Below are 24,656 nucleotides of genomic sequence, written 5' to 3'. Positions count from 1 at the left end.
AAATGATCGAGCTTTACGAATCCCAACGGGCGATGCGCAACATGCGCAAAGCGGCGATGCAACGCGGGGTGGTGGCGATTTTGGACGTGGGAAGTTCCAAGATTGCCTGTCTTGTTCTGCGCTTTGATGGATCGGACCCGACCGACGACAGTATCGGATCGCTGGCCGGGCAATCCGGGTTTCGGGTTATTGGCGCGGCGACCACCCGGTCGCGCGGCGTCAAATTCGGCGAAATTTCCAGCATGGGTGAAACCGAACGCGCCATTCGCACCGCTGTTCAGGCGGCGCAAAAGATGGCCGGTATTCGCGTTGATCATGTGATTGCCTGTTTCTCGGGGGCGGGGCCGCGCAGCTATGGTTTGGCGGGCAATGTCGATGTCATGGGTGTGACGGTTGATGAACAAGATGTCGCCCGTGTGCTAAGCTCTTGTGACGTGCCGGACTTTGGCCATGGTCGCGAAGTGCTCCATGCGCAGCCGGTGAATTTCGCGTTGGATCATCGCTCGGGTCTTGATGATCCGCGCGGGCAGATCGGCAATGAATTGGCCTGTGACATGCACATGCTCACGGTGGATGCGCAGGCGATCCAAAACATCGCCCATTGTGTCAAACGCTGTGATCTTGAATTGGCTGGTTTGGCAAGTTCGGCCTATGCGGCGGGTGTTGCGGCTTTGGTTGAAGATGAACAAGAGCTGGGCGCGGCCTGTATCGACATGGGGGGCGGAAGCACCGGTGTGTCGATCTTTATGAAGAAACACATGATTTTTGCCGATACGGTGCGTATGGGCGGCGATCATGTTACGTCTGATATTTCCATGGGCCTTCAGGTGCCTACGGCGACGGCGGAACGGATCAAGACATTTTATGGTGGCGTTGTCGCCACCGGGATGGATGACCGCGAAATGATCGAAACCGGTGGCGAAACCGGCGATTGGGAACATGACCGTCGCACCGTGAGCCGCGCCGAATTGATCGGCATCATGCGGCCGCGTGTCGAGGAAATCCTCGAAGAGGTGCGCGGTTGTTTGGATGCCGCAGGCTTTGACCATTTGCCAAGCCAACAAATCGTGCTGACCGGTGCAGCAAGCCAGATTCCGGGCTTGGATGGATTGGCCTCGCGGATTTTGGGCCATCAGGTGCGACTTGGTCGTCCATTGCGTGTGCATGGTCTGCCGCAGGCCGCGACCGGTCCGGGTTTTGCCGGGGCTGTTGGCCTGTCGCTTTTTGCGGCGCATCCGCAGGACGAATGGTGGGATTTCGAAATTCCGGTCGACAAGTACCCAGCCCGCAGTTTGAAGCGTGCGGTGCAGTGGTTCCGCGACAACTGGTAAGACGAAGGTCAGGAAAACCGGAGGTCGGGTTTTCCGCAAGTGACTGACATCAATGAGAGCTCTAGCGTGAGTTCAACAGGTCCTTTCAGGTTATCTGAGAGGACCTTTTATTTTGATGCGTCGCCCATGCGCCCGATTTGAAAGCTTGCGAAATGCCTTTTACGATTTTCCCCCACCCCTCGGCCTTTTTCCAACTGGATATGGACCATCCAATTTACGTGCATCCCAAAGGCGTGACCCATGGCACCGACACTGTCGACACCTGGACCGGTGAGAACAGCGCCGAATACTATATCGGTTGGGGCGGCAATGATGTGCTGTTTGGCTATGGCGGTGATGACACGATCTGGGGCGGGAACGGATCGGATAGCATCGATGCCGGTGACGGCGAGGATTTGGTTTATGGCGGGTCGGGCAATGACGTGATCACCGGATCGCAAGGGTCCGACACAGTATATGGCGGAAGCGGCAACGACCAGATTTGGGGCGACCATTCAACGGCGCCCGGCTCTGATGTCAGCCAAACCTATGACGATTTTCTAGATGGCGGAACAGGCGACGATTCCCTTTATGGCGAAACGGGTGATGACACGCTTTTTGGCGGTGACGGTGATGATGATCTCAGCGGCGGGGACGACGATGATTTTCTTGCCGGGCAAGATGGGGCCGACACCTTGAACGGCGGCAATGGTCAAGACACGGTGATTGGCGGTGCAGGCAATGATGTTTTGTATGGCTGGCACGGCAATGACGACATCGAAGGCGGCGGCGGTGACGATGTTGTCTATGCCGGATATGGCGCGGATACCGTCAGCGGTGGCAGTGGTGTCGATACGCTTGCCGGTGGGCAGGGTAATGATGTGTTGTCCGGCGATGATGGCGCGGATCTGCTTTATGGTGAGGCGGGGCAGGATCAGCTAAGCGGCGGCAATGGGGCCGACCTTTTGACCGGTGGCGCGGGGAATGATGGCCTATCAGGTGGGCGTCATGCGGATACACTTGATGGTGGGGACGGTGAAGACACGCTAAATGGCGGCGGAGGCAATGACGATATGTTTGGTGGCAGCGCTTTGAGTGAGGTCGATGTCTTTGTCTTCGCATCTGGGCGCGACAGCGTGTTTGACTATGAGGTCGGCGTCGACGAAATCCGCCTTCAGGGTGGGTTGTCCGCCACCAGCGGATATACATGGAGCACCGTGACGACGCTTTCGAGCGGTGGGACGCATTTAGACGGTATCGAGATCGACTTTGGCGGGGGGGACTTGCTTTTGATCGACAATGTCTTTGATGTTGCGGACCTGACGTTCGTCTAGGGGGCGGCGGCACGTGTCCTGTGGCTTGGTCCGCGCGATCTACTAGATATAGATGGTGCCCCATATTCCTTGGTGACAGCAGACATTTATTTTGGTAAGTTCGTATTAACCGCTCCGTTCAAGAGATGCGGCAATGGGATCGAGCAGAATCCCGACATTGTTATTCCTGACGTAGCGCATCTCCTCCCATGCGCCGCGCCTTTTGTCTTGTGTGTTGTTTTGCGAAACCCACACAATCTGTCCAGCTAAGCGAAATACCGCGAGTTCATGCCAAAAACATGCCATATTTGGTATGAAATGCGCGTTTTTTACGTGACGCGGGGCGTCTCTGTCGCTATTCTGACACGAAACGGGCCGAAAACAGGCCTGAGTGATTGTCAAAGCACAGGCGGAAAGCACATGACATTGAACCTCACCATGCCCGGTCAGGAAGAGTTGAAACCTCGTATCACCGTATTCGGCGTGGGCGGGGCAGGCGGTAACGCCGTGAACAACATGATTGAAAAGAACCTCGAAGGCGTTGACTTCGTGGTTGCCAACACCGACGCGCAAGCGTTGCAGCAGAGCGCGTCAACATCGCGCGTGCAGCTTGGTGTGAAAGTTACCGAAGGTCTTGGCGCAGGCGCGCGGGCCACGGTTGGCGCGGCTGCGGCTGAAGAAAGCATTGAACAGATTGTTGACCATCTGGCGGGCGCACACATGTGCTTTATCACCGCTGGTATGGGCGGCGGCACCGGTACAGGTGCGGCTCCGATTATCGCACAGGCCGCACGCGAGCTTGGCGTTCTAACCGTTGGTGTTGTCACCAAGCCTTTCCAGTTTGAAGGCAACAAGCGGATGAAGCAGGCGGAAGATGGCGTTGATAACCTGCAAAAGGTTGTTGATACGCTGATCATCATTCCGAACCAGAATCTGTTCCGTTTGGCCAATGAAAAAACCACCTTTACCGAAGCGTTCAGTCTTGCGGATGACGTTTTGTATCAAGGTGTTAAAGGTGTGACCGACCTGATGGTTCGTCCCGGCCTGATCAACCTCGACTTTGCCGATGTTCGCGCCGTCATGGACGAAATGGGCAAGGCGATGATGGGTACCGGCGAAGCCGAAGGCGAAGATCGCGCCATTCAGGCGGCCGAGAAAGCCATTGCCAACCCGCTACTGGACGAGATTTCGCTCAAGGGTGCCAAAGGCGTCTTGATCAACATCACCGGCGGCCATGACCTGACCCTGTTCGAACTTGACGAAGCGGCCAACCGCATCCGTGAAGAAGTTGATCAGGAAGCCAATATCATCGTTGGGTCGACCCTTGATGACGGTCTTGATGGCATGATGCGCGTTTCGGTTGTTGCAACCGGGATCGATGCGGTTGAAAGCCATGCTGAAACACCGCTTCCACGTCGTTCGCTGTCTCAGCCGGGATCGACAAAGGCCGTTGATGCGCCTGCTGTTGCACCGGCACCAATGGCGGCTGTTGCCGCCACTCCTGAGCCAGCACCGGCACCTGAAGTTCAGCCAGCGCCAGTTGCCGCTCAGTACCAAGAGCCAGAGCCATCATTGTTCCAAGGCATCGACGCAGAACGCGTCGCAGCCGAAGAGCAGATGGAAACCATCTTCGAGGAAGAGCAAGTTCTTGATGATGACGGTCTGCCACCCCCGGCCTATCAGCCAGCGGTTGCCGAGTTCCGTCCTCAGCCCGACACCATCGAAGCGGATCCACAGGATTTTGTCGCGCCACGTGGCCCGGCAGCCGGTGGTGCAAGTCCGGATATGGTTGCGCGCGTCAAAGCCGCAGCCGCCCGGAGCCGCGAAGAGCAAGCTGCGCCCCAGCCGGAAGTCGAGGCCGAAAAGCCGCGCTTTAGCGTGAACTCTTTGATCGGTCGCATGACCGGTCATGGTCAGCAGCCAGCGGCCCAAGAACCAGCTCCGGCCCCACGCCGCCAGCAGCCGCCCGTTCAGGCACAACGCCCAGCTCCGGCCCCGATGCCAGAAGCAGAGGCCGAACCAGAAGATGATCGCATTGAAATCCCAGCTTTCTTGCGCCGTCAGGCCAATTAAGCCAGCTTTCAACAGAGCATTAATGAACGCCTCCGGTCTTCCGGGGGCGTTTCTTTTTGTGACATATGTGTAGTTTCCGTGAAGTTATCATGAGTTTACGCTAACAATTGGGCGCAGTTTTCCTGTGGATAACCTTGTGGGTTGTCAAAAATAGCGACGCTTTTCTAAAGGGTTAGCTGGGGCAAGGGGCGGGTGCGCGGGGTTTCGCCCATAGCCATTTGCGGATGTTTCACTTGGTTACAATCTTTGATTTGAGCCATTGCCGCACATTGCGTATCTCATTGTCCAAAGCCGCACCCGAGTGGGGAGGGAGGCGGTAACCAAAGGATGCCACGTGCAGACAACCATTCAATCGGCAATCACCTTTCAGGGCTTTGGCCTGCACTCCGGGAAACCGGCCTGCTTGACGATCCGCCCTGCGGCTGCCGATTTTGGCATCTGGTTCCAACGCACAGACATTGAAACGGGCGACACCCGCATCCCAGCCCGTTGGGATGTTGTCGATGCCTCGCCACTTTGCACAATGTTGCGCAACTCCGAGGGTGCGAGCGTTTCAACGGTTGAACATGTGATGGCGGCCTTGTCAGGCTGCGGCGTCCATAACGCGTTGATCGAAATCGACGGCCCCGAAGTTCCGATTCTTGATGGATCAAGCATTCCCTTTGTGCGCGAAATTCTCGCCCATGGTTTGCAAAAACTTGACGCCCCCTTGCAGGTTATCGAAATACTAGCCCCCGTGACGGTGAAAACCGATCAGGGGTGGGCGCGTTTGAGCCCGGCCGTTCCCGGCCAAGGCTTGCAGATGGATTTCCACATTGATTTCGTGGATCGCGCAATCGGCCAACAGAACAAGCACCTGAACCTCGCCAATGGTACTTTTGTCCGCGAGCTATGTGATAGCCGGACATTCTGCCGCGCCGCGGATGTTGATGCGATGCACGCAGCCGGCAAGGCCTTGGGCGGCACCTATGAAAACGCCGTGGTTGTTGATGACGAGAAAGTTCTAAGCCCGGGTGGTTTGCGCCACCGGGATGAAGCCGTGCGCCACAAGATGCTTGACGCTTTGGGCGATCTGGCTTTGGCCGGGGCCCCGATTGTTGGCCATTATGAAGGGCACAAAGCCGGTCACGCGATGACAAACGCTTTGCTGCGCGAGCTGTTTGCGACGCCGACGGCGTACCGCGTGCGTGCTTGTGATAGCGTTTTGGCGCAAAACCTGCCTGGTGCAGGGGTTGAACAAGACGAAATCCCGGCTCTGTACTGACGTTTTTGTCATGCGCGGTCCCTTGCGCATGAAATACGCGTAAAGGCGTTTTGCACCGGAAAATTCTGTGCTAGACCAAGGCAAATAGGGTCGCGCAAGGTGACCAGACTTGAGATCAAAGGGTAGTCGCGCATGGCAGGGGGCAGATCACGGATTTTGTTGATCGGGACAGCCTTGAGTGTTTTGACACTGGCTGGCTGTTCGCAACTGGAGCCGAAAGGCACCGGGCCGGGTGGAACGCCGCTCGAAAGCTATACAGCTGAGCAAATCTTTGAACGCGGCGAATATGAGCTGTCGATCAAAGATTACGAGGAAGGCGCGATCTATTTTAGCGAGATCGAGCGTTTGTACCCCTATTCCGATTGGGCCAAGCGCGCTTTGATCATGCAGGCCTTTGCCCATCATCAGGACAAGAATTATGAAGAGGCGCGATCAGCCGCGCAGCGCTTCATTGATTTCTATCCAGCGGACGACGACGCGGCCTATGCGCAATATCTATTGGCGCTAAGCTATTATGACCAAATTGAGTTGGTTGGGCGCGATCAGGGGCTGACGTTCCAAGCGTTGCAGGCGCTAAGAACGGTCATTGAACGCTATCCCGATAGCGAATATGCGCGGTCTTCGATCCTGAAATTCGACCTGGCCTTTGACCATTTGGCTGGTAAGGAAATGGAAATCGGGCGCTATTACCTTAAGCGCGATCACTTTGGCGCCGCGATTAGCCGATTCCGTGTTGTGGTCGAGGATTTCCAAACCACCAGCCACACCGCAGAAGCGTTGTATCGTTTGGTCGAAGGGTATCTTTCTTTGGGTCTTGTCCAAGAGGCACAGACCGCAGCGGCGATTTTGGGCCACAACTATCAGTCGTCCGATTGGTACAAGGATGCGTTTTCATTGCTCAAAGGGCAGGGGCTTGAGCCCAAGCTATTTGGCGGCAATTGGATGGGAACCGCTTATCGTCAGACTGTGAAGGGCGAATGGCTCTAGGGATGGTGTGGACAGTGGTCCACACGGGCAAAGACTAATGCTGCGCGCACTTGAAATCAGAGACATGTTAATCATCGACCGGTTGGACCTCGCGTTCCAACCGGGTTTGAATGTTTTGACCGGGGAAACCGGGGCGGGCAAATCTATCTTGTTGGATTCGCTCGGGTTTGTTTTGGGCTGGCGCGGTCGGGCTGAGCTTGTGCGCAGTGGGGCCAAGCAGGGCGAAGTGACGGCGGTTTTCGATTTGAACGAGAGCCATGCCGCGCGTCTGGTGCTCGAAGAGGCCGGGTTGCCGGGCGGTGATGAATTGATCCTGCGACGGGTGAATACTGCGGACGGGCGCAAAACCGGCTGGGTCAACGACCGCCGGGTTTCTGGCGATGTGTTGCGGCAATTGTCGGCGACTTTGGTCGAGCTGCATGGTCAACACGATGATCGTGGATTGTTGGACCCAAAGGGGCATCTGGCCATTTTGGACAGCTATGCCGACAATGAAAAACAGCGTGACAAGGTACGGCAGACTTGGGCGCAGGTTGGCAAGGCCAAACGGGCCCTGACCAAGGCGCAAGAGGCCTTGGACGAAGTGCGCGCCGAAGAAGAATTCCTGCGTCATGCGGTGGACGAGTTAACGAAACTTGGCCCCGAACCGGGCGAAGAAGCGCAGCTTGATCAAAGCCGTCGCAAGATGCAGCAGGCGGAAAAAATCCGTGATGAGATCGCTCAGGCGTCGTCGGCGTTGGGATATGACGGGGCCGAAGGGGCGATGGCAAATGCGCTGCGCTGGCTGGAAGGGGCGTCGGACAAGGCCGATGGCCGGTTGGATGCGCCGCTAAATGCCTTGACCCGTGCCATGGCCGAATTGGACGAGGCATCGCGCGGAGTTGCGGATTGTCTGGACGGGTTGGAGTTTAGTCCGGTTGATCTCGAAGACACCGAAGAGCGGTTGTTTGCCTTGCGTGGATTGGCCCGAAAACATCAGGTGCAACCAGATGAATTGGCAAGCCTCGCCACCGAATTGACCGGGCGTTTGAATGCGCTTGATGCGGGTGAGGCGCAGATTGGTGATTTGAAAGCCGCGCTTGCGCAGGCGGAAGCGGCTTATGATGTGGCGGCGCGAAAGCTTAGCGATAACCGGCGCAAGGCGGCGAAGCGTTTGGACGTGGCAGTGGCTTCGGAACTGGCTCCGCTCAAAATGGAACGTGCGGTTTTTGTGACTGAAATCAGTGAGATGACTGCAGGCGGCGAAGGCCGGGATGCGGTGTGCTTTTCTGTCGCCACCAACCCCGGATCCCCCGCTGGGGCCTTGAACAAGATCGCCTCTGGCGGGGAACTCTCACGCTTTCTTTTGGCTCTCAAAGTCTGTCTCTCGGAAGAGCGCAACGATGGCGTCACCATGATTTTTGACGAAATCGACCGTGGTGTAGGCGGGGCGACGGCGGATGCGGTTGGACGACGTCTCAAGGCGTTGTCGGAGGGCGGGCAGGTCTTGGTTGTCACGCATTCTCCGCAGGTCGCGGCGCTAGGCGGGCATCATTGGCGCGTTGCAAAACATGTCACCGCAGGGGTCACAACATCCGATGTCTCGCCCTTGGATGAGGCCGAGCGCGAAGCCGAAATCGCCCGCATGTTGTCGGGCGATACGGTCACAGAAGAGGCGCGGGCGGCGGCACGGGCCTTGTTGGCCGGCTAAGCGCGCCCCGTTTCGGTTGTTTGGACCAAGGCCATTAAACCCAAAACACAGAGCAGCAATGTCATTCCCGACGCAATGGTGCGAAGGATATTGAACCGCTGCCAGCGGGGTGAATAGGCTTGCCAGATGTCTTGGGCTTTTTGTGGGTCGTCCGGGACGACCTGATTGGCCAGTGCGTCGTTCATTGGGACATTGAACACCATGGTTAAGACCAAACCACCGCATAGATAAAGCATTGAAGCCAATGTAAAATACATGGCTGCTTTGGGCGCCGAGCTTTGCCAAGAAAAGGTGGCCGCCATGGCGATAACCAAGGGTGTCGCAAAGAATATCGGGGCGAATGTGGCGTTGCGTACGCTGGCATTCATGGCCTGCATCGCTTGGATGGCGACTTCGGGTGGCGCGGCGTCAAGGCCCCACATGGTTGAGCAAATCCATGCAAAAAAGAAACCAAAGATTGCTCCGGAAAAGCCGATCGCGGCCACGGCTGAGACGCGTGCGAGGGCCTTCATGACACGATACCTTTTGGGCGGAACAGGTTGGCAGCGATGGCGAGGGCTGCGAGCTGCGCAGCAATGACAGCGGGCCAGATTTCAGGGAAAGCCGGGTCAAAGTATTTCTGCGGCCCAAAGCTTAGCAAAGCCATAACTGCCGCCAGCCCCGACAATACCTTGCCCCACAATCCGGACTTCAGGTTTAGGGCGGCCACCGCGCAAGCGATGGAGGCGGCCAGAAATGGGGCCATGGCGAACAATGCAATGGCCCGCGGTGGGTGGGGGGCGACGCTTGCAAAGAGGGCGGCAAGCATCACGCCTTGCAAGACAATCAAAACCCAGAGAGCGGCAGACAATGGTGGTGAGTGGGTCATATCAAGTATCCGTAATTTGGTGTACGTCTAGACATTGGCGTAATTGAGTGTACGGATGCTGTCAAGTGGAGGATGACAACATGCGCGCACAAGCCAAAGAGCAACGAGAAGATCAAATTGCCCAAGCGGCCTATGCGCTGATGGCGGAAAAGGGCTTTCAGGGCTTGTCGATGTTGGCGGTGTCCAAACGGGCAAAGGCCTCAAACGAAACGCTTTATCGGTGGTACGGGGATAAGCTTGGCCTGTTTCAGGCGTTGATTTCACGCAATGCAGCACAGGTTGCCGATGCTTTGGATGAAGCGCTGGAACAGCGGGATGATCCGCGCCAAACCTTGCAGAACCTTGGGCCAACTCTCTTGGGAATGCTGCTGTCGCCGCGTGCAATCGCCTTGAACAGGGCGGCGGCGGCAGATGCGAGCAATACGCTTGGTCAGGTTTTGGCCAAGTCCGGGCGAGGGGAGGTGTTTCCGCGCATTTCGACGCTTTTTCAACAGCTTGTTGAGACGGGTACCCTAACGGGCCCGGCGGAAACCGCCGCTGCGCTTTGGGTCGATTTGTTGGTGGGGGATTGGCAAATCAGATGCGCCACCGGGGCAATTGATCCGCCAACACCCGCACAACAACAGGCCAGAGCGCAATCAGCTGAGGCCTTGTTGTTTCAACTGCGTGGGTAGGGCGGTTAATTGCTTGGGACAAGCTTGCCGGGGTTCATGATGCCTCGCGGGTCAAGCGCGGTTTTGATTGCGCCCATCACCGCCCATGCCTCGCCATGTTCGGCCTGCATATAGGGTTTCTTGCCGATGCCGACGCCGTGTTCACCGGTTGAGGTGCCGCCAAGCGCCAAGGAGCGTTCCACCATGATGTTGGAGAGCCGCTTGGCCTCGGCCAGTTCGGCGGGCTGATCGGGATCAACAAGCAAGATCGCGTGAAAATTGCCGTCACCAACATGGCCAAGGATCGGGCCGGAAATGAGAGACTGGGCGATGTCGGTCTGGGTCTCTTCGACGGCGCGGGCCAGTTGCGAAATCGGAACGCAAATGTCGGTGACAAGGGCACGCGCCCCCGGTTTAGAGGCCAATATCGCGTAATAGCCGTTGTGTCGCATCGACCAGAGCGCGCGGCGTTCCTCTTCGCGTGATGACCAGCGAAAGGGCGATCCGTCATGATCGGCGACGATTTCAGCAAAGCGTTCCGCATCTTGGGCTGTGCTTTCGGGGCTACCATGAAATTCGACCATCAGGTGCGGGGCCTGATCCATGGAGACGCCAGCATAGTCGTTAAAGGCGCGGGCAGTGTCGGCGCAGGCAAATTCGATCCGCGCCATGGGAATGCCCATTTGGATGGTTTCCGTGACCGCGGCCACGGCGCTGGCCATGTCAGGAAAGCTGCAAATCCCAGCGCTGATGGCTTCGGGAATCCCGTGTAGTTTGAGGGTTAATTCGGTGGCGAGGCCAAGCGTGCCCTCGGAGCCAACCATCAGTGCGGTCAGGTCATAACCGGCGGCGCTTTTGCGAGCGCGGGTGCCGGTTCGGATGATACGCCCATCGCCCAAGACAACCTCCATCCCCATGACATTGTCGCGCATCGTGCCATAACGGACCGTCGTCGTGCCCGAGGCGCGGGTCATCGCCATGCCGCCAATCGAGGCATTGGCACCGGGATCAACCGGGAAAAACAAGCCAGTGGCGCGCAATTCTTCGTTCAAGGATTCGCGGGTGACACCGGGTTGAACGACAACATCCATATCCGCGGCATTGATGCGCAGAATCCGGTTCATCCGCGAAAAATCCACACAGATCCCGCCACGAATGGCGAGGCCATGCCCCTCAAGCGAGGTGCCCGCGCCCCAGCCAATCACCGGAACGCCATGTGTTGCGCAAATGCTTACAATCTTTTGTGTTTCTTCAGTGTTTAGCGGAAAAACCACCCCATCAGGTGGCGTTGTTGGAAAATGTGATTCGGAACGTCCATGCGCCTCCAGATCGGACTTGGACAAACTTAACCGTTCGCCTAGTAGGTTATGCAGTTCAGCAAGCGCCTGTTGTACGGGCATTCGGGCCTCCGGATTCAATTGGGGGCATGTTAACGAAGCTTAAACAGTGGCGAAACCCGCCGGATATGAGGAGGTCACTTTGCTGGGTCAATTGCGCAACCAGTTGCAGCAGGCCAGTCGGGCATTTGGCTCGGGATGGGATTTGGTGCGCCACAAGGCCCCAAGTCAGATTCAGTTCTGGTTGATTGCTTTGGTGTTGGGAGTTGTGTCCGGGCTGGCGGCTATCGGGTTTCGTGCCGCGATTGAATGGTTGCAGGCGACGGTCTACGGCACAGAAAACGTCAACGAGTTGCACAGTTTCGCCGAAGGCTTGCCGTGGTTTTGGGTGCTGATGATCCCGGCGATTGGCGGGATTGTTGTTGGGTTCATTCTCCATCACCTTACCCCGGATGGGCGGGTGCAATCGGTTGCCGATGTGATCGAAGGTGCGGCGCTAAATGATGGCCGGGTCGAGAAAAAAGCCGGTTTGGCCTCGGCTTTGTGTTCCTGGATCACCCTGTCGACGGGGGGCAGCACGGGCCGCGAGGGGCCGGTTGTTCATATCGCCGCCATGGCGTCTAGCTGGGTCGCCAATAAACTCAAAGTTGACGGTGTCACCGGGCGCGATCTCATGGGCTGCGCAGTCGCGGCGGCGGTGTCGGCAAGCTTTAACGCGCCTATCGCGGGGGCCTTGTTCGCGCTTGAGGTGATCTTGCGCCATTTTGCGCTCCATGCCTTTGCGCCGATTGTCGTGGCCAGCGCGGCGGGAACGGTGATCAGCCGCCTTGTCTATGGCGATGTGACCGAATTTATTTTGCCCGGCACCACGACGGTTGAATTCTACCTCGAACTCCCGGCGTTTTTCCTTTTGGGGCTGGTGTGCGGCTGTGTGGCGGTAGTGATGATGCGGGCGATCTTTTTCGCCGATGACGTCGAAACCGAACTGCAAAACAAGCTGAGCTTGCCCTATTGGTTGCGCCCTGCGGTGGCGGGGCTGTTGTTGGGTGGTTTGGCGATCTTCTTTCCGCATATCATTGGCGTTGGCTATGAAACCACCTCCTTGGCGTTGACCGGTAACCTCATGCTACATGAGGCCTTTATCTTTGCGATCCTCAAGGTATTGGCAGTGTCCTTAACCGTTGCCGGGCGCATGGGCGGCGGCGTGTTTTCACCGGCCTTGATGGTGGGGGCGTTGACCGGATTGACCTTTGGCCATATCGCCACGGGCTTGTTCCCCGATGTTTCCTCGGCCTTTACGCTATACGCTTTGGCGGGCATGGGGGCCGTTGCGGCGGCGGTGCTTGGTGCGCCGATTTCCACGACGCTGATTGTCTTTGAACTCACCGGTGACTGGCAGACCGGCTTGGCGGTGATGGTTTCGGTATCGATGTCAACGGCCCTTGCCTCGCGGTTGGTGGATCGCTCCTTCTTCCTTACCCAGCTTGAGCGGCGCAACGTGCATCTGGCCGCTGGTCCTCAGGCCTATTTGCTGGCGATGTTCCGGGTTCAAGGGGTGATGCGGCGACCCACCGATGACAATGCCGCCGATGAGCAGGCCTGTCTCGATCTGGTTGAACAGGGGCTTTATGTGCTTGATGATGCGACGCTTGAAACCGCGCTGCCGATTTTGGACCGCTCGGACCTGACGTTTTTGCCGGTGGTGAGCAAAGATGCAAACAACCCAAACAGCGCCCCGGTGTTGCAAGGGGCGCTGTTTCATGTTGATGCCTTGAAGGCCTACAACCAAGCACTGGCGGCGACGGCTGAGGAAGAACATAGCTAAGGCGGCTTACCTATTGCCGGGCAGACGTTGGGCCATGCAGTTGCGAAATGCCCGACCAAAGTTGTGTTCGCAGGCGTCAAAGGCGGCCTGAAGGTCGGAGTAAGGGCGCGGGTTTGGGACGGGGGTCGGAACCGGGGTTGGACGGCGCGGATTGTGTTTTGAGAGATAGGCCTTGTGCGCCCATCCGATCAGACCAGAGTCCAGTTGCACCAAGCGCCACTTGCCACTTTGACCCAACACATCAACCCGCATGCCGTTGTGGATTTTGCGCAAAACATTGTAATTTGTGCCCGGTCCTTTGCGCAGATTGAGATCACCGTAGGGCGCATCGACCCATCGTTGACCATTTGCATGCTGGGGCGGTTTGGGTTTGTGGGGTTTGTCGTGGCTTAAAAACCGACCATGCGCCCAACCAATCGTATCGGTCTTGTGGTGATAGAGCTTGGCCCATTGGCCCGGTTGAGCAAGCAGTGTCACCTTGCTGCCGTGGGCCATTTTTTCGAGCACGTGATAAGACGTCGCCGGACCGGTGCGCAGGTTCAAGAACCCGTCATTGGGCGCATTGATATAAAGGCGAGGGCCTTCGGTCGCGGCGGCGGCACTGGCCAGTCCAAAGGCCATGAGAAAGGCGAGGAGGCGAAACATCTGGGACTTCCTTTCGTGAATAGCGATGGGAAGACGATGGTGGCAGGGCGGTGTGATATACAATATCAGGCGGTGATTAGCAGATATCTTTCAGGGCGTATTTGAAATTTGTTCAGTTTTATAAGTGCCTTGAAGGTGATGCGAGCGCGGAGCAGCAATTGGGTGAGTTTTTTGTGGATACGCAAATGGGTTGCCTAAACGCAAAAGGCGGCCCGCAAAAGACCGCCTTTCTACAGTCTGAAAACCCACGTTTAAGGGATCTGTTCGATCGCCACACCTTCTTGGATCTGAAACGCCAGATACCCGGCGATTTTGTTCACATCGTCAATCGGGGCTTCATAGCTCCAAACCGCATTTTCATAGGTTTTGGATTTCGACATGATCGAAAAATACGAGGCCTCTCCTTTGAAGGGGCAGGTGGTTTTGTGATCCGTCGCCTCAAGAAAGGCCATGCCAATGTCTTCGCGCGGAAAATAGATGACCGAGGGATAGTCGCCTTCGGCCAATTCCAATGCCCGAGAGGATTCCCCCAAAACCGCGCCACCGGCACGCACAATCCATGTGCCCTCTGCTGGTGTGATTGTGATCTTGCTCATGTCTCTCCCCCTCTGCGAATGATCCCGGCCTCAAAGACACGGGAAATGTATCAAGAATATGTCAGATAGCGCGGCAAGCGCGCGACAGCCAGTCTTTTACGTCACCTTCGACCAAAGGACCAACCCGGCGCTCGACTTCGGCGTGATAGGTGTTGAGCCAATCACGTTCCGCCTGAGTTAGGAGATCAGGGTTAACAAGCCGTGTATCGATGGGCACCCAGGTCAAGGTTTCGAACCGCAACATCTCGGGCACCGTTTGATTTGGCAGGGCGGGGGCGGGTTCGACGACAATCAGGTTTTCGATCCGAATGCCAAATGCGCCCTCTTTGTAGAACCCCGGCTCATTCGACAGGATCATCCCAGCCTCAAAAGGCACGGTTCCAGTGCGTGCCAAACGCTGTGGCCCTTCGTGAACCGAAAGATACGCGCCAACGCCGTGGCCGGTGCCATGGCCATAATCCATGCCCTGTTGCCAAAGCGCGGTCCGGGCCAGAACATCCATATCGCGCCCGGCCAACCCGGTGGGAAAGCGCAGCGCGGATATGGCGATCATACCTCTGAGCACCAGAGTGAAGGCGTCGCGCTCTTCCTCGCCGACCTGACCGATTGCGATGGTGCGGGTGATATCCGTGGTGCCATCGACATATTGGCCTCCGGAATCGACCAACAAAAGCTGACCTTCTTCGACGGTGCGATTGGTGTCTTCGGTGACGCGATAATGCACGATCGCGCCATTTGGCCCTGCGCCTGAAATCGTTTCAAAGGAGATATCGCGCAATGCGTTTGTGGCGCGCCGTTCCCCTTCGAGCTGCTTGACCACATCAATCTCGGTGAGACTTTCCGCTGGTTGCTCATCAAGCCAGCTGAGAAATCGCACCATGGCCGCCGCGTCGCGCATATGGGCGGCGCGGGTGCCGTCAAGCTCGGCGGTGTTTTTACAGGCCTTGGGCAAAAGGCACGGGTCAGCGGTCTCCAACGGGTCCGTCAAAAGATCGGCCACACAGATCGGACAGGTCGCCGGATCAATTTGAACAGGTCCGGTCAGGTTTTCTACACTCGGCAAAAAGGCGTCGATGGGATGCACATCGACTAAGGGGCCGAAATGTCCGTCAAGCGAAGTGAGCTTCTCAGGCGCGCAGAAAAACGACACCCGGCCGGATCTATGCAAGACCGCAAAGCCATGCGGAACCGGGTTGCGAGGAATATCGCTGCCACGGATGTTGAGCAGCCAAGCAATCGAATCCGGCAAGGTGATAATGGCGGCGTCGGCCTTAAGATCGGCCGCCAACCGTTTGATCTTGGCGTCATGGGCTTCACCCGCCAAATCAAGCGGTTGTTCGAAAACCTTGCCCATCGGCGGGTCGGGTTGGTTGTCCCAAATGGCATCAACAAGGTTGTCTATTGCCCGCATTTCGTGATCTGGAAGCTTGGCGCTCATTGCGCGGTATTGATCCACCGATAGCAACCAAGGGTCAAAACCAACAATCCCCTCGGGCAGGGCTTCGGCGATCCAATCCCCAAGCGACACTTCGGGCCAATCGACCGGCTCAAAGTCATCCGCAACCTGAGTGCGCACTTGCACGCGGTAACGTCCGTCAACAAAAACACCGGCGCGATCGGCCAGTGCCACGCACCAGCCCGCCGAGCCGGTAAAGCCAGTGAGCCAAGATAGACGTTCGTCGCGCGGCGCAACATATTCACCTTGATGTGCGTCGGCCCGGGGTACCAAAAACGCATCGACTCCGGCATGTTTCATCGCCGCCCGCAAGGCCTGTAGCCGCGCCGGTCCTTGGCTCGGATCCGCGCTGTTCTCGAAGGTCTGATACATAATCCGCTCCATTTTTCGCGCAGCTTTGCGCGCGGCACCGCGGAATGCAACCCCGCCGCTCACCACGCCGAAAAGGTCTTCTTCTTTCCAAAATTTCCCGGGGGTGAGGCGCAGCCGAGGGGGCTGGCCCCCTCATCCGACGCTCAAAACCTTAAGACGCCTTGCGTATGCCCATCACCCGAGCACGGGCACGCGGATCGCTATCAAAGAGCGAGGCGAGCTGCTCGGTCATCGCACCGGCAAGCTGTTCGACATCGGTGATGGTCACGGCACGATCATAATAGCGGGTGACGTCATGCCCGATCCCAATCGCCAAAAGCTCAACCTGCTTTTTCTTTTCGACCATGGCGATCACGTCGCGCAGGTGTTTTTCAAGGTAATTGGCCGGGTTGACCGACAGGGTGCTGTCATCCACCGGGGCACCATCGGAAATCACCATCAGGATTTTGCGCGCCTCGGGGCGGCCCGCCATCCGGCGATGCGCCCATTCCAGCGCCTCGCCGTCGATGTTTTCCTTCAAAAGGCCTTCTTTCATCATCAGACCAAGATTATCGCGAGTCCGTCGCCATGGGGCATCGGCGCTTTTGTAGATGATGTGGCGCAGATCATTGAGGCGACCGGGTTGTTGATCACGCCCGGCATTGAGCCATTTTTCACGGGCTTGACCGCCTTTCCACGCGCGGGTGGTAAACCCGAGGATTTCGACCTTAACGCTGCAACGTTCGAGCGTACGGGCCAAAACGTCGGCGCAAATCGCGGCAATCGAAATCGGGCGACCGCGCATTGAGCCTGAGTTGTCGAGCAACAGCGTCACACAGGTGTCGCGGAATTCGGTGTCTTTTTCGCGCTTAAAGCTTAGCGGTGTGGTTGGGTTTGCAACAACACGCGCCAAACGGCCAGCATCCAAAATCCCCTCTTCGAGATCAAATTCCCAAGAGCGGTTTTGCTGCGCCTGCAGGCGGCGCTGTAGCTTGTTGGCAAGACGGGACACAGCCCCCTTGAGCGGCTCAAGCTGCTGATCAAGATAGGCGCGCAGGCGTTCCAATTCCTGAGCTTCGGCCAAGTCCTCGGCCAAAATCTCTTCGTCATACTCAGTGTCGTAAACGGCGTAATCCGGATCGGCTTCGGAAATTGGTTGCGGGGCAGGGGGCTCCATCGGGGCCTCGCCCTCGGGCATCTCGGCCTCATCCCCAAGCTCTTGGTCGGCCATTTCATCCATGCTGACCTGTGCCTGCGATGGATCTTGGGTTTCTTCTTGGCTTTGCTCGGGCGAGGCGTCGGCCTCATCCCCTTCGTCATCCTGACCTGAAGAATCGGGCTGTTCTTCTTCTTCCTGATCGTCTGATGATCCGTCTTCGTCGGAATCGTCCGACATATCGTCCGGGTCGTCGCCCAATTGGTCGCCATAGCCGAGATCAGTGATCATCTGGCGGGCAAATTTTGCGAATGCGGATTGGTCAGACAAGACATCTTGAAGATTGTCGAGCGTTCCGCCAGCCTGATTTTCCATAAACCCGCGCCACAGCTCCATCACATTGGCGGCGTCATCGGGCAAATCGCGCCCGGTGGCGAGATGGCGGATCAGGTACCCGGCGGCAACCGGCAAGGGGGCCTCGGAGGGTTGAGTGATTTGGCCGTACCCGCGACGAATGGCTTCGTGGCTGATCTTGGCGTCGATGTTTCCGGCGGTGCCGGGCATGTCGCGTGCGCCCATGGCTTCGCAACGCGCAGTTTCCATCGCCTCATAAAGCTCGCGCGCCATATCGCCGGGGGGTGCGTAACGCGCATGGGTGGTGTCGTCGTGATAGCGGCGTTGCAGCGCCAAGGCATCGGCGGTGCCACGTGCCAACAACACCTCGTCCCGTGTCATACGGCGGGAAATCTGGGGCAAGCGCATCGCATCCCCGGACACGCCAGAGGGGTCAACCGTATAGCTGACCGAAAGATCGGGATCGTCCGCCATGACCTTGGTGGCCTCGGCCAATGCCTTTTTGAACGGATCTGCGGGGTTGTCGGATGGCTTGCTCATACCGGTTTTATCGACAGAACGCGCCGCCGCCGCAAGGGGAAAAGACTAGCCAATGACCAATGTTTTACAGGCCAGAAGGTGGTTGTTTGCCAGCCGCGCGGAAATTTGACGGCGTCGATCATCGCGCTGAAAGGTAGCGGCCTGCATCAAGCGGGCCTGAGCCATCTTTGCATCAATGCGTTGGGCGAGGAGCTGACGGCCAGATAATCCTGCGGCCTGTGCATCGGGAGCCACCGCATCCAGCAAATCCTCGAACATGGAAAACCCGGCTTCGGCTTGCTGGTCTTCTCCGCCCATCAACCACGCATGTTCGCGCGCCGCAGAGTAGCGCCCCAGACATGACGCAAAGAATTGCGCTTGTTCACGCGGGGCATCGGGCATCGCAAAAGTGGGCAGTGCTGTGGAGGCCGCCAAAAAGATCGTCGCCGTGAATGTTTTCAAAACGCTCATGGATTGGAGCTTAGCCCCAAAAATGTGATTAAATCATGTGCAAATTGAAAACTTTTGGCGAGTGATCAGAAGATCACATGTCTATACGGCTCTATACGGCCGGCTGATCTGGCCATTATGGCTGTTGGTCGGACAGTTTTTGAACCAAAGGAAGAATTTCAGAGCACGCCAAACACAGTGGGTCCTGAGAGCAGGTTGTTATCTCGCCCTTGTCCGCCAAGTGGGTGAGCATGGAGAGACTGTATTCCTCAAAACGACCGGTTTTGCTTTCATAACGTTGCTGTGCGGGGGGGCTTTGAGCAGGATGTTGCGATGCGCTAAGCAACAGGTCGCGATTTGACGCCATGATTTCTCCATAGCCGTCTTCGGGTTCCATGACATCAAGCCATTTTGCCCGCGCATCAAACAGGCCGGCGCAATACTGCATCACATGCCTGTCGGCGTCGTTTGCCGCCTGACTTCTTGCGCCTGCGACGAGGCATATGGAAACACAAATCGCGCCTGTGATTTTTCTTGATGTCATTGTCCCAGCCCCCCGGCCCTGCGTCAGGGGAAGCTAAGCAGGGTAAATAAAACCTTACAAGAGTAAGTGGGGTTGGTGACGGTCTGTTCCCAAAATGGAAACTATGACTAAGGACAGAGCTTGGTTCGTCATTGCGCGCAAGGTCTGGTTACACATGCGCCTTAATGCTTGCCAAGCAGCGGCTGACAGAAGGCTTTGTCTTTTTGGTAAAGCTCTCTGTTCGGGATCAATGAAGGAATTCGAATAGGCGCAAATTCTTGCATGTAACGATCTATCCAAGCTTTTTCGTCGTCTGATAGAGTTCTAATTCTAGCAAATGGGACAGCCCAGTCTAACGGTGCGCCCTGAGCGAAATCTACACCCGTTATTGGATTGGCATTTAGAATGTTACGGATAGTCATTAAAGCGTACGCAAACCCTAAGCAGCGGATCTGCGCGACATCTTCTGTCAAAGACGGCTGCTCGTCTTGGATCGCTGTCATAGTCCCGGCCGCAGCCCCGCTAAAAGACATTAGCGCAAGGTGGACGGCCAGGAAGACGTGCCGCATTACCCCAAGCTAACGCTTGCCGCGCTTTCGGGGAGTTCTTCGTCAAAGCAACGCTGGTAGAACTCGGCGACGGTCTGGCGCTCAAGCTCGTCACATTTGTTGAGGAAGCTCAGGCGGAAGGCATAGCCGACATTGCGGAAGATTTCCGAGTTCTGCGCCCATGCGATTACGGTCCGCGGCGACATAACGGTCGACAGCTCACCATTCATAAAGGCGCGGCGGGTGAAATCGGCGACGGTGACCATCTGTTTGATGGTTTTGCGACCCGCTTCGGTGTTGTAATGCGGCGCTTTGCTCAGAATGATCTGGGTTTCGGCGTCGATTGACAGATAGTTCAACGTTGCGACCAATGACCAACGGTCCATCTGACCTTGGTTGATCTGCTGCGTGCCGTGATAGAGACCGGTTGTATCACCCAAGCCCACTGTGTTGGCGGTGGCAAAAATGCGGAAATACGGGTGGGGCGTGATGACTTCGTTCTGATCCAACAAGGTCAGTTTGCCGTCGGTTTCCAATACCCGCTGGATCACAAACATAACATCGGCGCGACCTGCATCATATTCGTCAAACACAATCGCCGTCGGGTTGCGCAGCGCCCAAGGCAGGATGCCTTCTTGGAACTCGGTTGTCTGTTTGCCGTCGACCAATTTGATCGCGTCTTTGCCGATCAGATCAATCCGCGAGATATGTGAGTCCAGATTGACACGAACCGCAGGCCAGTTGAGCCGCGACGCCACTTGTTCGATGTGCGTCGACTTGCCGGTGCCGTGATAGCCCTGAATCATCACCCGGCGATTCCGGTTGAAACCGGCCAGAATGGCCAGGGTCGTATCGGGGTCAAATTTATATGTACTGTCTTCTTCGGGCACGCGGGCGGTGCGCTCAGGAAAACCATGTACAATCATGTCTGTATCGATGCCAAAGACCTCACGGACGGAAATTTCTTCGGTGGGTTTCGCGTTGATATCGATCATGCCGTCCGCCATTGTAATGATGTCCTCTTATCCGGGCTCGAAAACTGCGCCCCCGTGGTGCATCATTTCGCCGGAAGGGGCAAGGGGAAGCGGGGACGTTCGAACGCAATGTCGACGGATGATGAGTTAGAAGCAATGTTGGCGAAGATCGCCAAAGGGGATCGGCGCGCCTTGCGCGGGCTGTATGATGTGACGTCGCCACGGCTTTATGGTCTGTGCTGGGGCATTTTACGCGATGATGATCGTGCGCAAGATGTTTTGATTTCGGTCTATGACGGCATTTGGCGCAGCGCGGGATATGTGCGGGCGAATGGGTCGTCCCCTTGGGTCTGGCTCTTGTCTTTGGCGCGTGACGCTGCGGTGGCCCGGCTCCGTTTGGACACGACGAATGGGCATGACAATCGGGCCCCTGGCATCGCGCGGCGATTGTATGAGGAGCCGGATCACCAACAGGATCGGCAAACAAGCGTATACTCTGGCCAACTTGCGGCATGTTTGGCCGAACTGCCCTCTGATCATGCGTCGGTGCTGCGATCTGTGTATCTCGAGGGGCTGTCCTATAGTGATTTGGCGGATCAGGCCGATGGTGATGCGCAGGCTCTTCGGCGGGAGATGCGCCGGTCTTTGGACCACCTGCGCGCGTGTTTAAGCCGATGACACAGGTCGATTTAGAGCGCAAAACCGGACCCGGTGGAGACGAAGCCACAGCGGCGGAGTATGTGTTGGGGCTTTTGACTGCGGATGAATTACACGCCTTTGAGGCCCAGTTGATCACCGACCCAGATTTGCAACAGGATGTGGCCGCGTGGCGGGCTTATTTCGTCACCTTTACTGAAACACTGCCTGACAAGTCGCCCCCCGACACGCTGCGCAATTTGGTTGAGCACCGCATTTCCGGAAAGAAGCGAAAACCGATATGGGTTCAGGTGGTTCCCTACGCGATTGGGGCCGTGATCGGGGCGATCCTGACATGGCTTGTGCAATCAACCCTGAGCTAGGAGCTTGGGTTTTGTTCGGTTGCATTTTTGCACAAAGGTGCAGGTTTAAGTGGTGTGAGTGATGTCTGATCTGGCGCTAGTTGGCGTCGCATGTTAGGCCGCCTGTATTCAATTTGAACGACAGGAAGATCATGTCTACGACGTTAAAGACCGGTGTTTGCGCCGCAATTGCAATGTTTTGCGCGATGCCCCTTGCGGCCAAATCCCCTGAAATCACCATTCCAGTAGATGACAAGTTTCAAGTATCCAGCTCGAACTGGTCGAGCGGATTGGGCAAAACGCATTTGGCGTGGCGCATTAAAACCCACGACGGCAAACCCTATGTTTGTGGCGCTATGGTTGCCGACAAAACATCCTCAATGGCGGCGCACAATCGGGCGATTTTGCGCAAGGGCTTTATCAAGGTACAGGGCAAAAAGGTCATCCGTGATCTTAGCTTTTTCACGGTGGCCAAACCGGGAAGCAATTTGATGGATGCCAGGGCCGGGTGCCGATCCTTGCCCGTTAAAGGCGATTCCAAGACCCGCTACCAGTTGGGGTTTGATCCGGTGCGCGTGCGCGGATAATCCGGTTAAGCGGACAGAAAACGGTGCCAGATAAAGGCCCCAGACAAAGGCCATTGTAAAACGAGATAAATCTTTCTCGCGCAATGGCCTTTCCGCTTTTATAAAGGGGGCGTTCGCCTTTTCACCCACAAGCCTAACTCCAAGACCCGAGGGACCATTATGACCGGAGAGCTGTCACCGATCGACAAAGCCAAATTCGTGGCCGCCAAACGCGCCGCCGATTTTGTAGAAGACGGCATGCGAGTCGGCCTAGGCACCGGGTCCACGGCGGCGTGGTTGGTGCGGTGTTTGGGCGAGATGGTGGAACAGGACGGGTTGAAAATCCGCGGCGTTCCGACATCGACCCGCACCGCCGAGCTGGCGCGTGAGGTCGGGATCGAGGTGATTTCGCTTGATGAGGCGCGCTGGCTTGATTTGACGATTGATGGTGCGGATGAGTTTGATGCCAACCTGTCGCTAGTCAAAGGCGGGGGCGGGGCCTTGTTGCAGGAAAAGATCGTCGCGACCGCGTCGGATCAGATGATCGTCATCGCCGATGCCGCCAAAGAGGTGGAACACCTTGGGTCGTTCCCATTGCCGATCGAGGTCATTCCGTTTGGCTGGCAAACCACCCAAGCCTTGGTCGAAGAAACGCTGGTGTCGATGGATGTGATGGGGCGCCAAGCGTCTTTGCGGATGAATGGCGAGATTCCGTTTATCACCGATGAAGGCAACCATATTCTTGATCTGCATCTGGGCCGTATCGGCAACGCCCGGCAATTGGCGATGGTGCTGAACCAAATCCCCGGCGTGGTAGAAAACGGGCTGTTTATCGACATCTGTGACAAGGTGGTGATCGGCTATGGCGATGGCCGCGTCGAAACGCGTGACATCAACGAGGGCACGGTATCCGAAGACCGCTTGGATTTTGTCGAAACGGATAACCTGTTCCGCGATATTTGAGGACGTTTAGGTGGCGGGCGACACAGTTGTATTCGAAGGTTACATTCGCGAAAAAGGGGGTGGGATTACGACTGGCCGCTATGCTTTGGGTTTGGCGGTTGCGCATGTTCTCTGGATCTACACCGGTGATAGTTCATACCCGTTTTACTTGGTGATTGGCGATTTTTGCCTATTGGTCATAATCAGTTTTTCTATTTGGGATTTAGTGAATGAGCGCTTTCTGGGCGGCAGTCCACGACTTGCCAGCAGGGCGATAGGTGTGGCGGTAACTGACAAAGGTCTATGGCTCCGTGATGTCGTATATGACCAACCCGACAACCTGTTATGGTTGCCTTGGGACAATATTCGCAGTTTTGAAATTATAAGAGATGCTAAGGGCCGTTTGGTTAGTGCATTTGTGAGCCACCAAGGTGGGCCGACGAAACGTTCAAACGTTTTGTCGTTTTCTAAACTGTCCCCAGACGAGGCAAATGACTGCCTAAGGGCAATTTTGGAGTTTTGGCCGGATGCTGAAGACTCTTGGCAAGATCAATTGAAACGGCGCGGATTGTTGAGAGGGTACAGAGGGTACATTGGGGGGGAGCGCCCAAACTCCCGGAGTTTATCTGGCAAGATGAAGGGGAGGTGGCGGTTTGCGCGATGGGGCGAGTTGTAGATAGCCGGTTTGAAAACTGTTGGGGCGGATGATTTGTTTAGGGGTTTTTAAGTGACTTCAAATTTGATGAGTTTTCGCGGCACAAAGCGCCCCATGGTCAGGCTTCGCTGGATCGGGCTTTTTTCTTGGGAATGCTGGCGATTGCCGTCGTTCAGATTGCCTATGAGTTTTGGACAGAGAGTAGATGGAATTTTGAACACCTCCCTGCAATTTCGATAGACTTTTCAATTGGGGCTGCGGCGTTCTATTTCATAAATGATATGATCTTTTGGATTGGTCCCGACGGTGTGAAAATTGGCGTTCCAAAGCGGGGTATTCGGGGTATGAGGATGATCCCATGGTCGGACATTTGTTGTTTTGACATTGCCGACGATTTAAAGGCACCGGGAGCTGAGAGTTCTGTAACGTTTGTCTGGCAGTCAGAAAGGGTTACAGCGCCGTTGGCCCTGCAGGACTTGACCAAAGAACGATCAAAGGTTGCACTCGAAGTTATCAAAAAATACTGGCCTGATGCTGAAGCTGAGCCGAGAGTTCAATGTGATCGTCGGTCATGATACCAAAGGTAAGCCGGGGTGAACTTTG

Annotated in this window: 24 protein-coding genes; 13 read left to right on the top strand and 11 right to left on the bottom strand. The window is 56.5% G+C overall.

The features are described from left to right. Positions 1–2: 2 nt before the first annotated feature. From ftsA to recN, 6 genes are all read left to right on the top strand, one after another. The gene (ftsA, locus tag Q1A43_RS09355) at positions 3–1,331 is read left to right on the top strand and encodes a cell division protein FtsA (RefSeq protein WP_299924047.1); all 1,329 of its coding nucleotides are present in this window, start codon (positions 3–5) and stop codon (positions 1,329–1,331) included. 152 nt (positions 1,332–1,483) lie between these two features. Then, on the top strand, positions 1,484–2,644 hold the full coding sequence (locus Q1A43_RS09350) for a calcium-binding protein (protein ID WP_299934361.1): 1,161 nt from the start codon (positions 1,484–1,486) through the stop codon (positions 2,642–2,644). Positions 2,645–3,043: 399 nt separating this feature from the next. Next, a complete protein-coding gene (gene ftsZ / locus Q1A43_RS09345) occupies positions 3,044–4,696 on the top strand; it encodes a cell division protein FtsZ (RefSeq protein WP_299924041.1) in 1,653 nt (550 codons plus the stop codon). Between the two features lie 334 nt (positions 4,697–5,030). Then, positions 5,031–5,960, top strand: a complete 930-nt coding sequence (gene lpxC / locus Q1A43_RS09340) for a UDP-3-O-acyl-N-acetylglucosamine deacetylase (protein WP_299924038.1) — start codon at positions 5,031–5,033, stop codon at positions 5,958–5,960. 132 nt (positions 5,961–6,092) lie between these two features. Further along, positions 6,093–6,947: an outer membrane protein assembly factor BamD gene (locus Q1A43_RS09335; protein WP_299924035.1), complete on the top strand. Its 855-nt coding sequence runs from the start codon at positions 6,093–6,095 to the stop codon at positions 6,945–6,947. A 37-nt stretch (positions 6,948–6,984) separates the two neighbouring features. Continuing rightward, on the top strand, positions 6,985–8,637 hold the full coding sequence (gene recN / locus Q1A43_RS09330; protein ID WP_299934358.1) for a DNA repair protein RecN: 1,653 nt from the start codon (positions 6,985–6,987) through the stop codon (positions 8,635–8,637). Here recN and Q1A43_RS09325 read toward each other — a convergent pair. Beyond that, positions 8,634–9,149, bottom strand: coding sequence for an anthrone oxygenase family protein (locus tag Q1A43_RS09325; RefSeq protein WP_299934355.1), 516 nt, complete (start codon positions 9,147–9,149; stop codon positions 8,634–8,636). The two genes, recN and Q1A43_RS09325, sit on opposite strands and share 4 nt — an antisense overlap. Continuing rightward, positions 9,146–9,505, bottom strand: a complete 360-nt coding sequence (locus Q1A43_RS09320; protein WP_299934352.1) for a hypothetical protein — start codon at positions 9,503–9,505, stop codon at positions 9,146–9,148. The genes Q1A43_RS09325 and Q1A43_RS09320 overlap by 4 nt, the downstream gene beginning before the upstream one ends. Positions 9,506–9,585: 80 nt before the next feature. On the opposite strand from Q1A43_RS09320, the gene Q1A43_RS09315 reads away from it, so the two are divergent. Beyond that, a complete protein-coding gene (locus tag Q1A43_RS09315; RefSeq protein ID WP_299934349.1) occupies positions 9,586–10,179 on the top strand; it encodes a TetR/AcrR family transcriptional regulator in 594 nt (197 codons plus the stop codon). Between the two features lie 5 nt (positions 10,180–10,184). Here the strand turns inward: Q1A43_RS09315 and Q1A43_RS09310 are convergent, their stop codons facing one another. Beyond that, a complete protein-coding gene (locus Q1A43_RS09310; protein WP_299934346.1) occupies positions 10,185–11,558 on the bottom strand; it encodes an FAD-linked oxidase C-terminal domain-containing protein in 1,374 nt (457 codons plus the stop codon). Positions 11,559–11,640: 82 nt separating this feature from the next. Between Q1A43_RS09310 and Q1A43_RS09305 the strand changes: the two genes are divergently transcribed. Next, on the top strand, positions 11,641–13,320 hold the full coding sequence (locus tag Q1A43_RS09305) for a chloride channel protein (protein WP_299934823.1): 1,680 nt from the start codon (positions 11,641–11,643) through the stop codon (positions 13,318–13,320). A gap of 6 nt (positions 13,321–13,326) precedes the next feature. Here the strand turns inward: Q1A43_RS09305 and Q1A43_RS09300 are convergent, their stop codons facing one another. The 8 genes from Q1A43_RS09300 to cobS all read right to left on the bottom strand — a co-directional run bounded on the left by Q1A43_RS09300 (position 13,327) and on the right by cobS (position 20,925). Further along, entirely contained in the window at positions 13,327–13,965 is a 639-nt protein-coding gene (locus Q1A43_RS09300) for an SH3 domain-containing protein (protein ID WP_299934343.1), read from the bottom strand. A 251-nt stretch (positions 13,966–14,216) separates the two neighbouring features. Then, positions 14,217–14,561 (bottom strand): DUF427 domain-containing protein, encoded by a 345-nt coding sequence (locus Q1A43_RS09295; protein ID WP_299924014.1) that lies wholly within the window; start codon positions 14,559–14,561, stop codon positions 14,217–14,219. A 61-nt stretch (positions 14,562–14,622) separates the two neighbouring features. Then, positions 14,623–16,389, bottom strand: a complete 1,767-nt coding sequence (locus Q1A43_RS09290) for an aminopeptidase P family protein (RefSeq protein WP_299934340.1) — start codon at positions 16,387–16,389, stop codon at positions 14,623–14,625. A 151-nt stretch (positions 16,390–16,540) separates the two neighbouring features. Beyond that, on the bottom strand, positions 16,541–18,418 hold the full coding sequence (gene cobT / locus Q1A43_RS09285; RefSeq protein ID WP_299924009.1) for a cobaltochelatase subunit CobT: 1,878 nt from the start codon (positions 18,416–18,418) through the stop codon (positions 16,541–16,543). Between the two features lie 45 nt (positions 18,419–18,463). Beyond that, positions 18,464–18,868: a hypothetical protein gene (locus Q1A43_RS09280; protein WP_299934337.1), complete on the bottom strand. Its 405-nt coding sequence runs from the start codon at positions 18,866–18,868 to the stop codon at positions 18,464–18,466. Positions 18,869–18,983: 115 nt separating this feature from the next. Then, a complete protein-coding gene (locus tag Q1A43_RS09275; RefSeq protein ID WP_299924002.1) occupies positions 18,984–19,391 on the bottom strand; it encodes a hypothetical protein in 408 nt (135 codons plus the stop codon). A 161-nt stretch (positions 19,392–19,552) separates the two neighbouring features. After that, positions 19,553–19,873, bottom strand: a complete 321-nt coding sequence (locus Q1A43_RS09270; RefSeq protein WP_299934334.1) for a hypothetical protein — start codon at positions 19,871–19,873, stop codon at positions 19,553–19,555. Positions 19,874–19,938: 65 nt separating this feature from the next. Next, complete coding sequence (gene cobS, locus Q1A43_RS09265) at positions 19,939–20,925, bottom strand: cobaltochelatase subunit CobS (protein WP_299923996.1); 987 nt, start codon at positions 20,923–20,925, stop codon at positions 19,939–19,941. 96 nt (positions 20,926–21,021) lie between these two features. Here cobS and Q1A43_RS09260 point away from each other — a divergent pair, with 96 nt between their 5' ends. The 5 genes from Q1A43_RS09260 (at position 21,022) to Q1A43_RS09240 (ending at position 24,628) form a co-directional block, all read left to right on the top strand. After that, positions 21,022–21,570 carry a sigma-70 family RNA polymerase sigma factor gene (locus Q1A43_RS09260; RefSeq protein WP_299934332.1) on the top strand — a complete coding sequence of 183 codons (549 nt, stop codon included), beginning with the start codon at positions 21,022–21,024 and terminating at the stop codon, positions 21,568–21,570. Continuing rightward, complete coding sequence (locus tag Q1A43_RS09255; RefSeq protein WP_299923990.1) at positions 21,567–21,911, top strand: hypothetical protein; 345 nt, start codon at positions 21,567–21,569, stop codon at positions 21,909–21,911. Before Q1A43_RS09260 ends, Q1A43_RS09255 begins: the two co-directional genes overlap by 4 nt. A gap of 131 nt (positions 21,912–22,042) precedes the next feature. After that, positions 22,043–22,477 carry a hypothetical protein gene (locus Q1A43_RS09250; RefSeq protein WP_299923987.1) on the top strand — a complete coding sequence of 145 codons (435 nt, stop codon included), beginning with the start codon at positions 22,043–22,045 and terminating at the stop codon, positions 22,475–22,477. 159 nt (positions 22,478–22,636) lie between these two features. Beyond that, positions 22,637–23,419, top strand: coding sequence for a ribose-5-phosphate isomerase RpiA (rpiA, locus tag Q1A43_RS09245; protein WP_299923984.1), 783 nt, complete (start codon positions 22,637–22,639; stop codon positions 23,417–23,419). A gap of 786 nt (positions 23,420–24,205) precedes the next feature. After that, a complete protein-coding gene (locus Q1A43_RS09240) occupies positions 24,206–24,628 on the top strand; it encodes a hypothetical protein (protein WP_299934330.1) in 423 nt (140 codons plus the stop codon). Positions 24,629–24,656 lie beyond the last annotated feature (28 nt).

It is taken from the genome of uncultured Pelagimonas sp. (assembly GCF_947498515.1).
GTDB lineage: Bacteria > Pseudomonadota > Alphaproteobacteria > Rhodobacterales > Rhodobacteraceae > Pelagimonas.
Note: the sequence above shows the minus strand (reverse complement) of the source record. Positions and strands in the feature narration are given on the sequence as shown.

Bases quoted from the DNA above. Each gene is read 5' to 3' on its own strand.
- Q1A43_RS09310 (WP_299934346.1), bottom strand. From the start codon at position 11,558: ATGCCCGTACAACAGGCGCTTGCTGAACTGCATAACCTACTAGGCGAA.
- Q1A43_RS09260 (WP_299934332.1), top strand. From the start codon at position 21,022: ATGTCGACGGATGATGAGTTAGAAGCAATGTTGGCGAAGATCGCCAAA.
- ftsZ (WP_299924041.1), top strand. From the start codon at position 3,044: ATGACATTGAACCTCACCATGCCCGGTCAGGAAGAGTTGAAACCTCGT.
- Q1A43_RS09290 (WP_299934340.1), bottom strand. From the start codon at position 16,389: ATGTATCAGACCTTCGAGAACAGCGCGGATCCGAGCCAAGGACCGGCG.
- recN (WP_299934358.1), top strand. From the start codon at position 6,985: ATGCTGCGCGCACTTGAAATCAGAGACATGTTAATCATCGACCGGTTG.
- rpiA (WP_299923984.1), top strand. From the start codon at position 22,637: ATGACCGGAGAGCTGTCACCGATCGACAAAGCCAAATTCGTGGCCGCC.
- Q1A43_RS09280 (WP_299934337.1), bottom strand. From the start codon at position 18,868: ATGAGCGTTTTGAAAACATTCACGGCGACGATCTTTTTGGCGGCCTCC.
- cobS (WP_299923996.1), bottom strand. From the start codon at position 20,925: ATGGCGGACGGCATGATCGATATCAACGCGAAACCCACCGAAGAAATT.
- Q1A43_RS09270 (WP_299934334.1), bottom strand. From the start codon at position 19,873: ATGACAGCGATCCAAGACGAGCAGCCGTCTTTGACAGAAGATGTCGCG.
- Q1A43_RS09320 (WP_299934352.1), bottom strand. From the start codon at position 9,505: ATGACCCACTCACCACCATTGTCTGCCGCTCTCTGGGTTTTGATTGTC.
- Q1A43_RS09255 (WP_299923990.1), top strand. From the start codon at position 21,567: ATGACACAGGTCGATTTAGAGCGCAAAACCGGACCCGGTGGAGACGAA.
- Q1A43_RS09275 (WP_299924002.1), bottom strand. From the start codon at position 19,391: ATGACATCAAGAAAAATCACAGGCGCGATTTGTGTTTCCATATGCCTC.
- cobT (WP_299924009.1), bottom strand. From the start codon at position 18,418: ATGAGCAAGCCATCCGACAACCCCGCAGATCCGTTCAAAAAGGCATTG.
- Q1A43_RS09315 (WP_299934349.1), top strand. From the start codon at position 9,586: ATGCGCGCACAAGCCAAAGAGCAACGAGAAGATCAAATTGCCCAAGCG.
- Q1A43_RS09350 (WP_299934361.1), top strand. From the start codon at position 1,484: ATGCCTTTTACGATTTTCCCCCACCCCTCGGCCTTTTTCCAACTGGAT.
- Q1A43_RS09240 (WP_299934330.1), top strand. From the start codon at position 24,206: ATGCTGGCGATTGCCGTCGTTCAGATTGCCTATGAGTTTTGGACAGAG.
- Q1A43_RS09300 (WP_299934343.1), bottom strand. From the start codon at position 13,965: ATGTTTCGCCTCCTCGCCTTTCTCATGGCCTTTGGACTGGCCAGTGCC.
- ftsA (WP_299924047.1), top strand. From the start codon at position 3: ATGATCGAGCTTTACGAATCCCAACGGGCGATGCGCAACATGCGCAAA.
- Q1A43_RS09335 (WP_299924035.1), top strand. From the start codon at position 6,093: ATGGCAGGGGGCAGATCACGGATTTTGTTGATCGGGACAGCCTTGAGT.
- Q1A43_RS09295 (WP_299924014.1), bottom strand. From the start codon at position 14,561: ATGAGCAAGATCACAATCACACCAGCAGAGGGCACATGGATTGTGCGT.
- Q1A43_RS09250 (WP_299923987.1), top strand. From the start codon at position 22,043: ATGTCTACGACGTTAAAGACCGGTGTTTGCGCCGCAATTGCAATGTTT.
- Q1A43_RS09325 (WP_299934355.1), bottom strand. From the start codon at position 9,149: ATGAAGGCCCTCGCACGCGTCTCAGCCGTGGCCGCGATCGGCTTTTCC.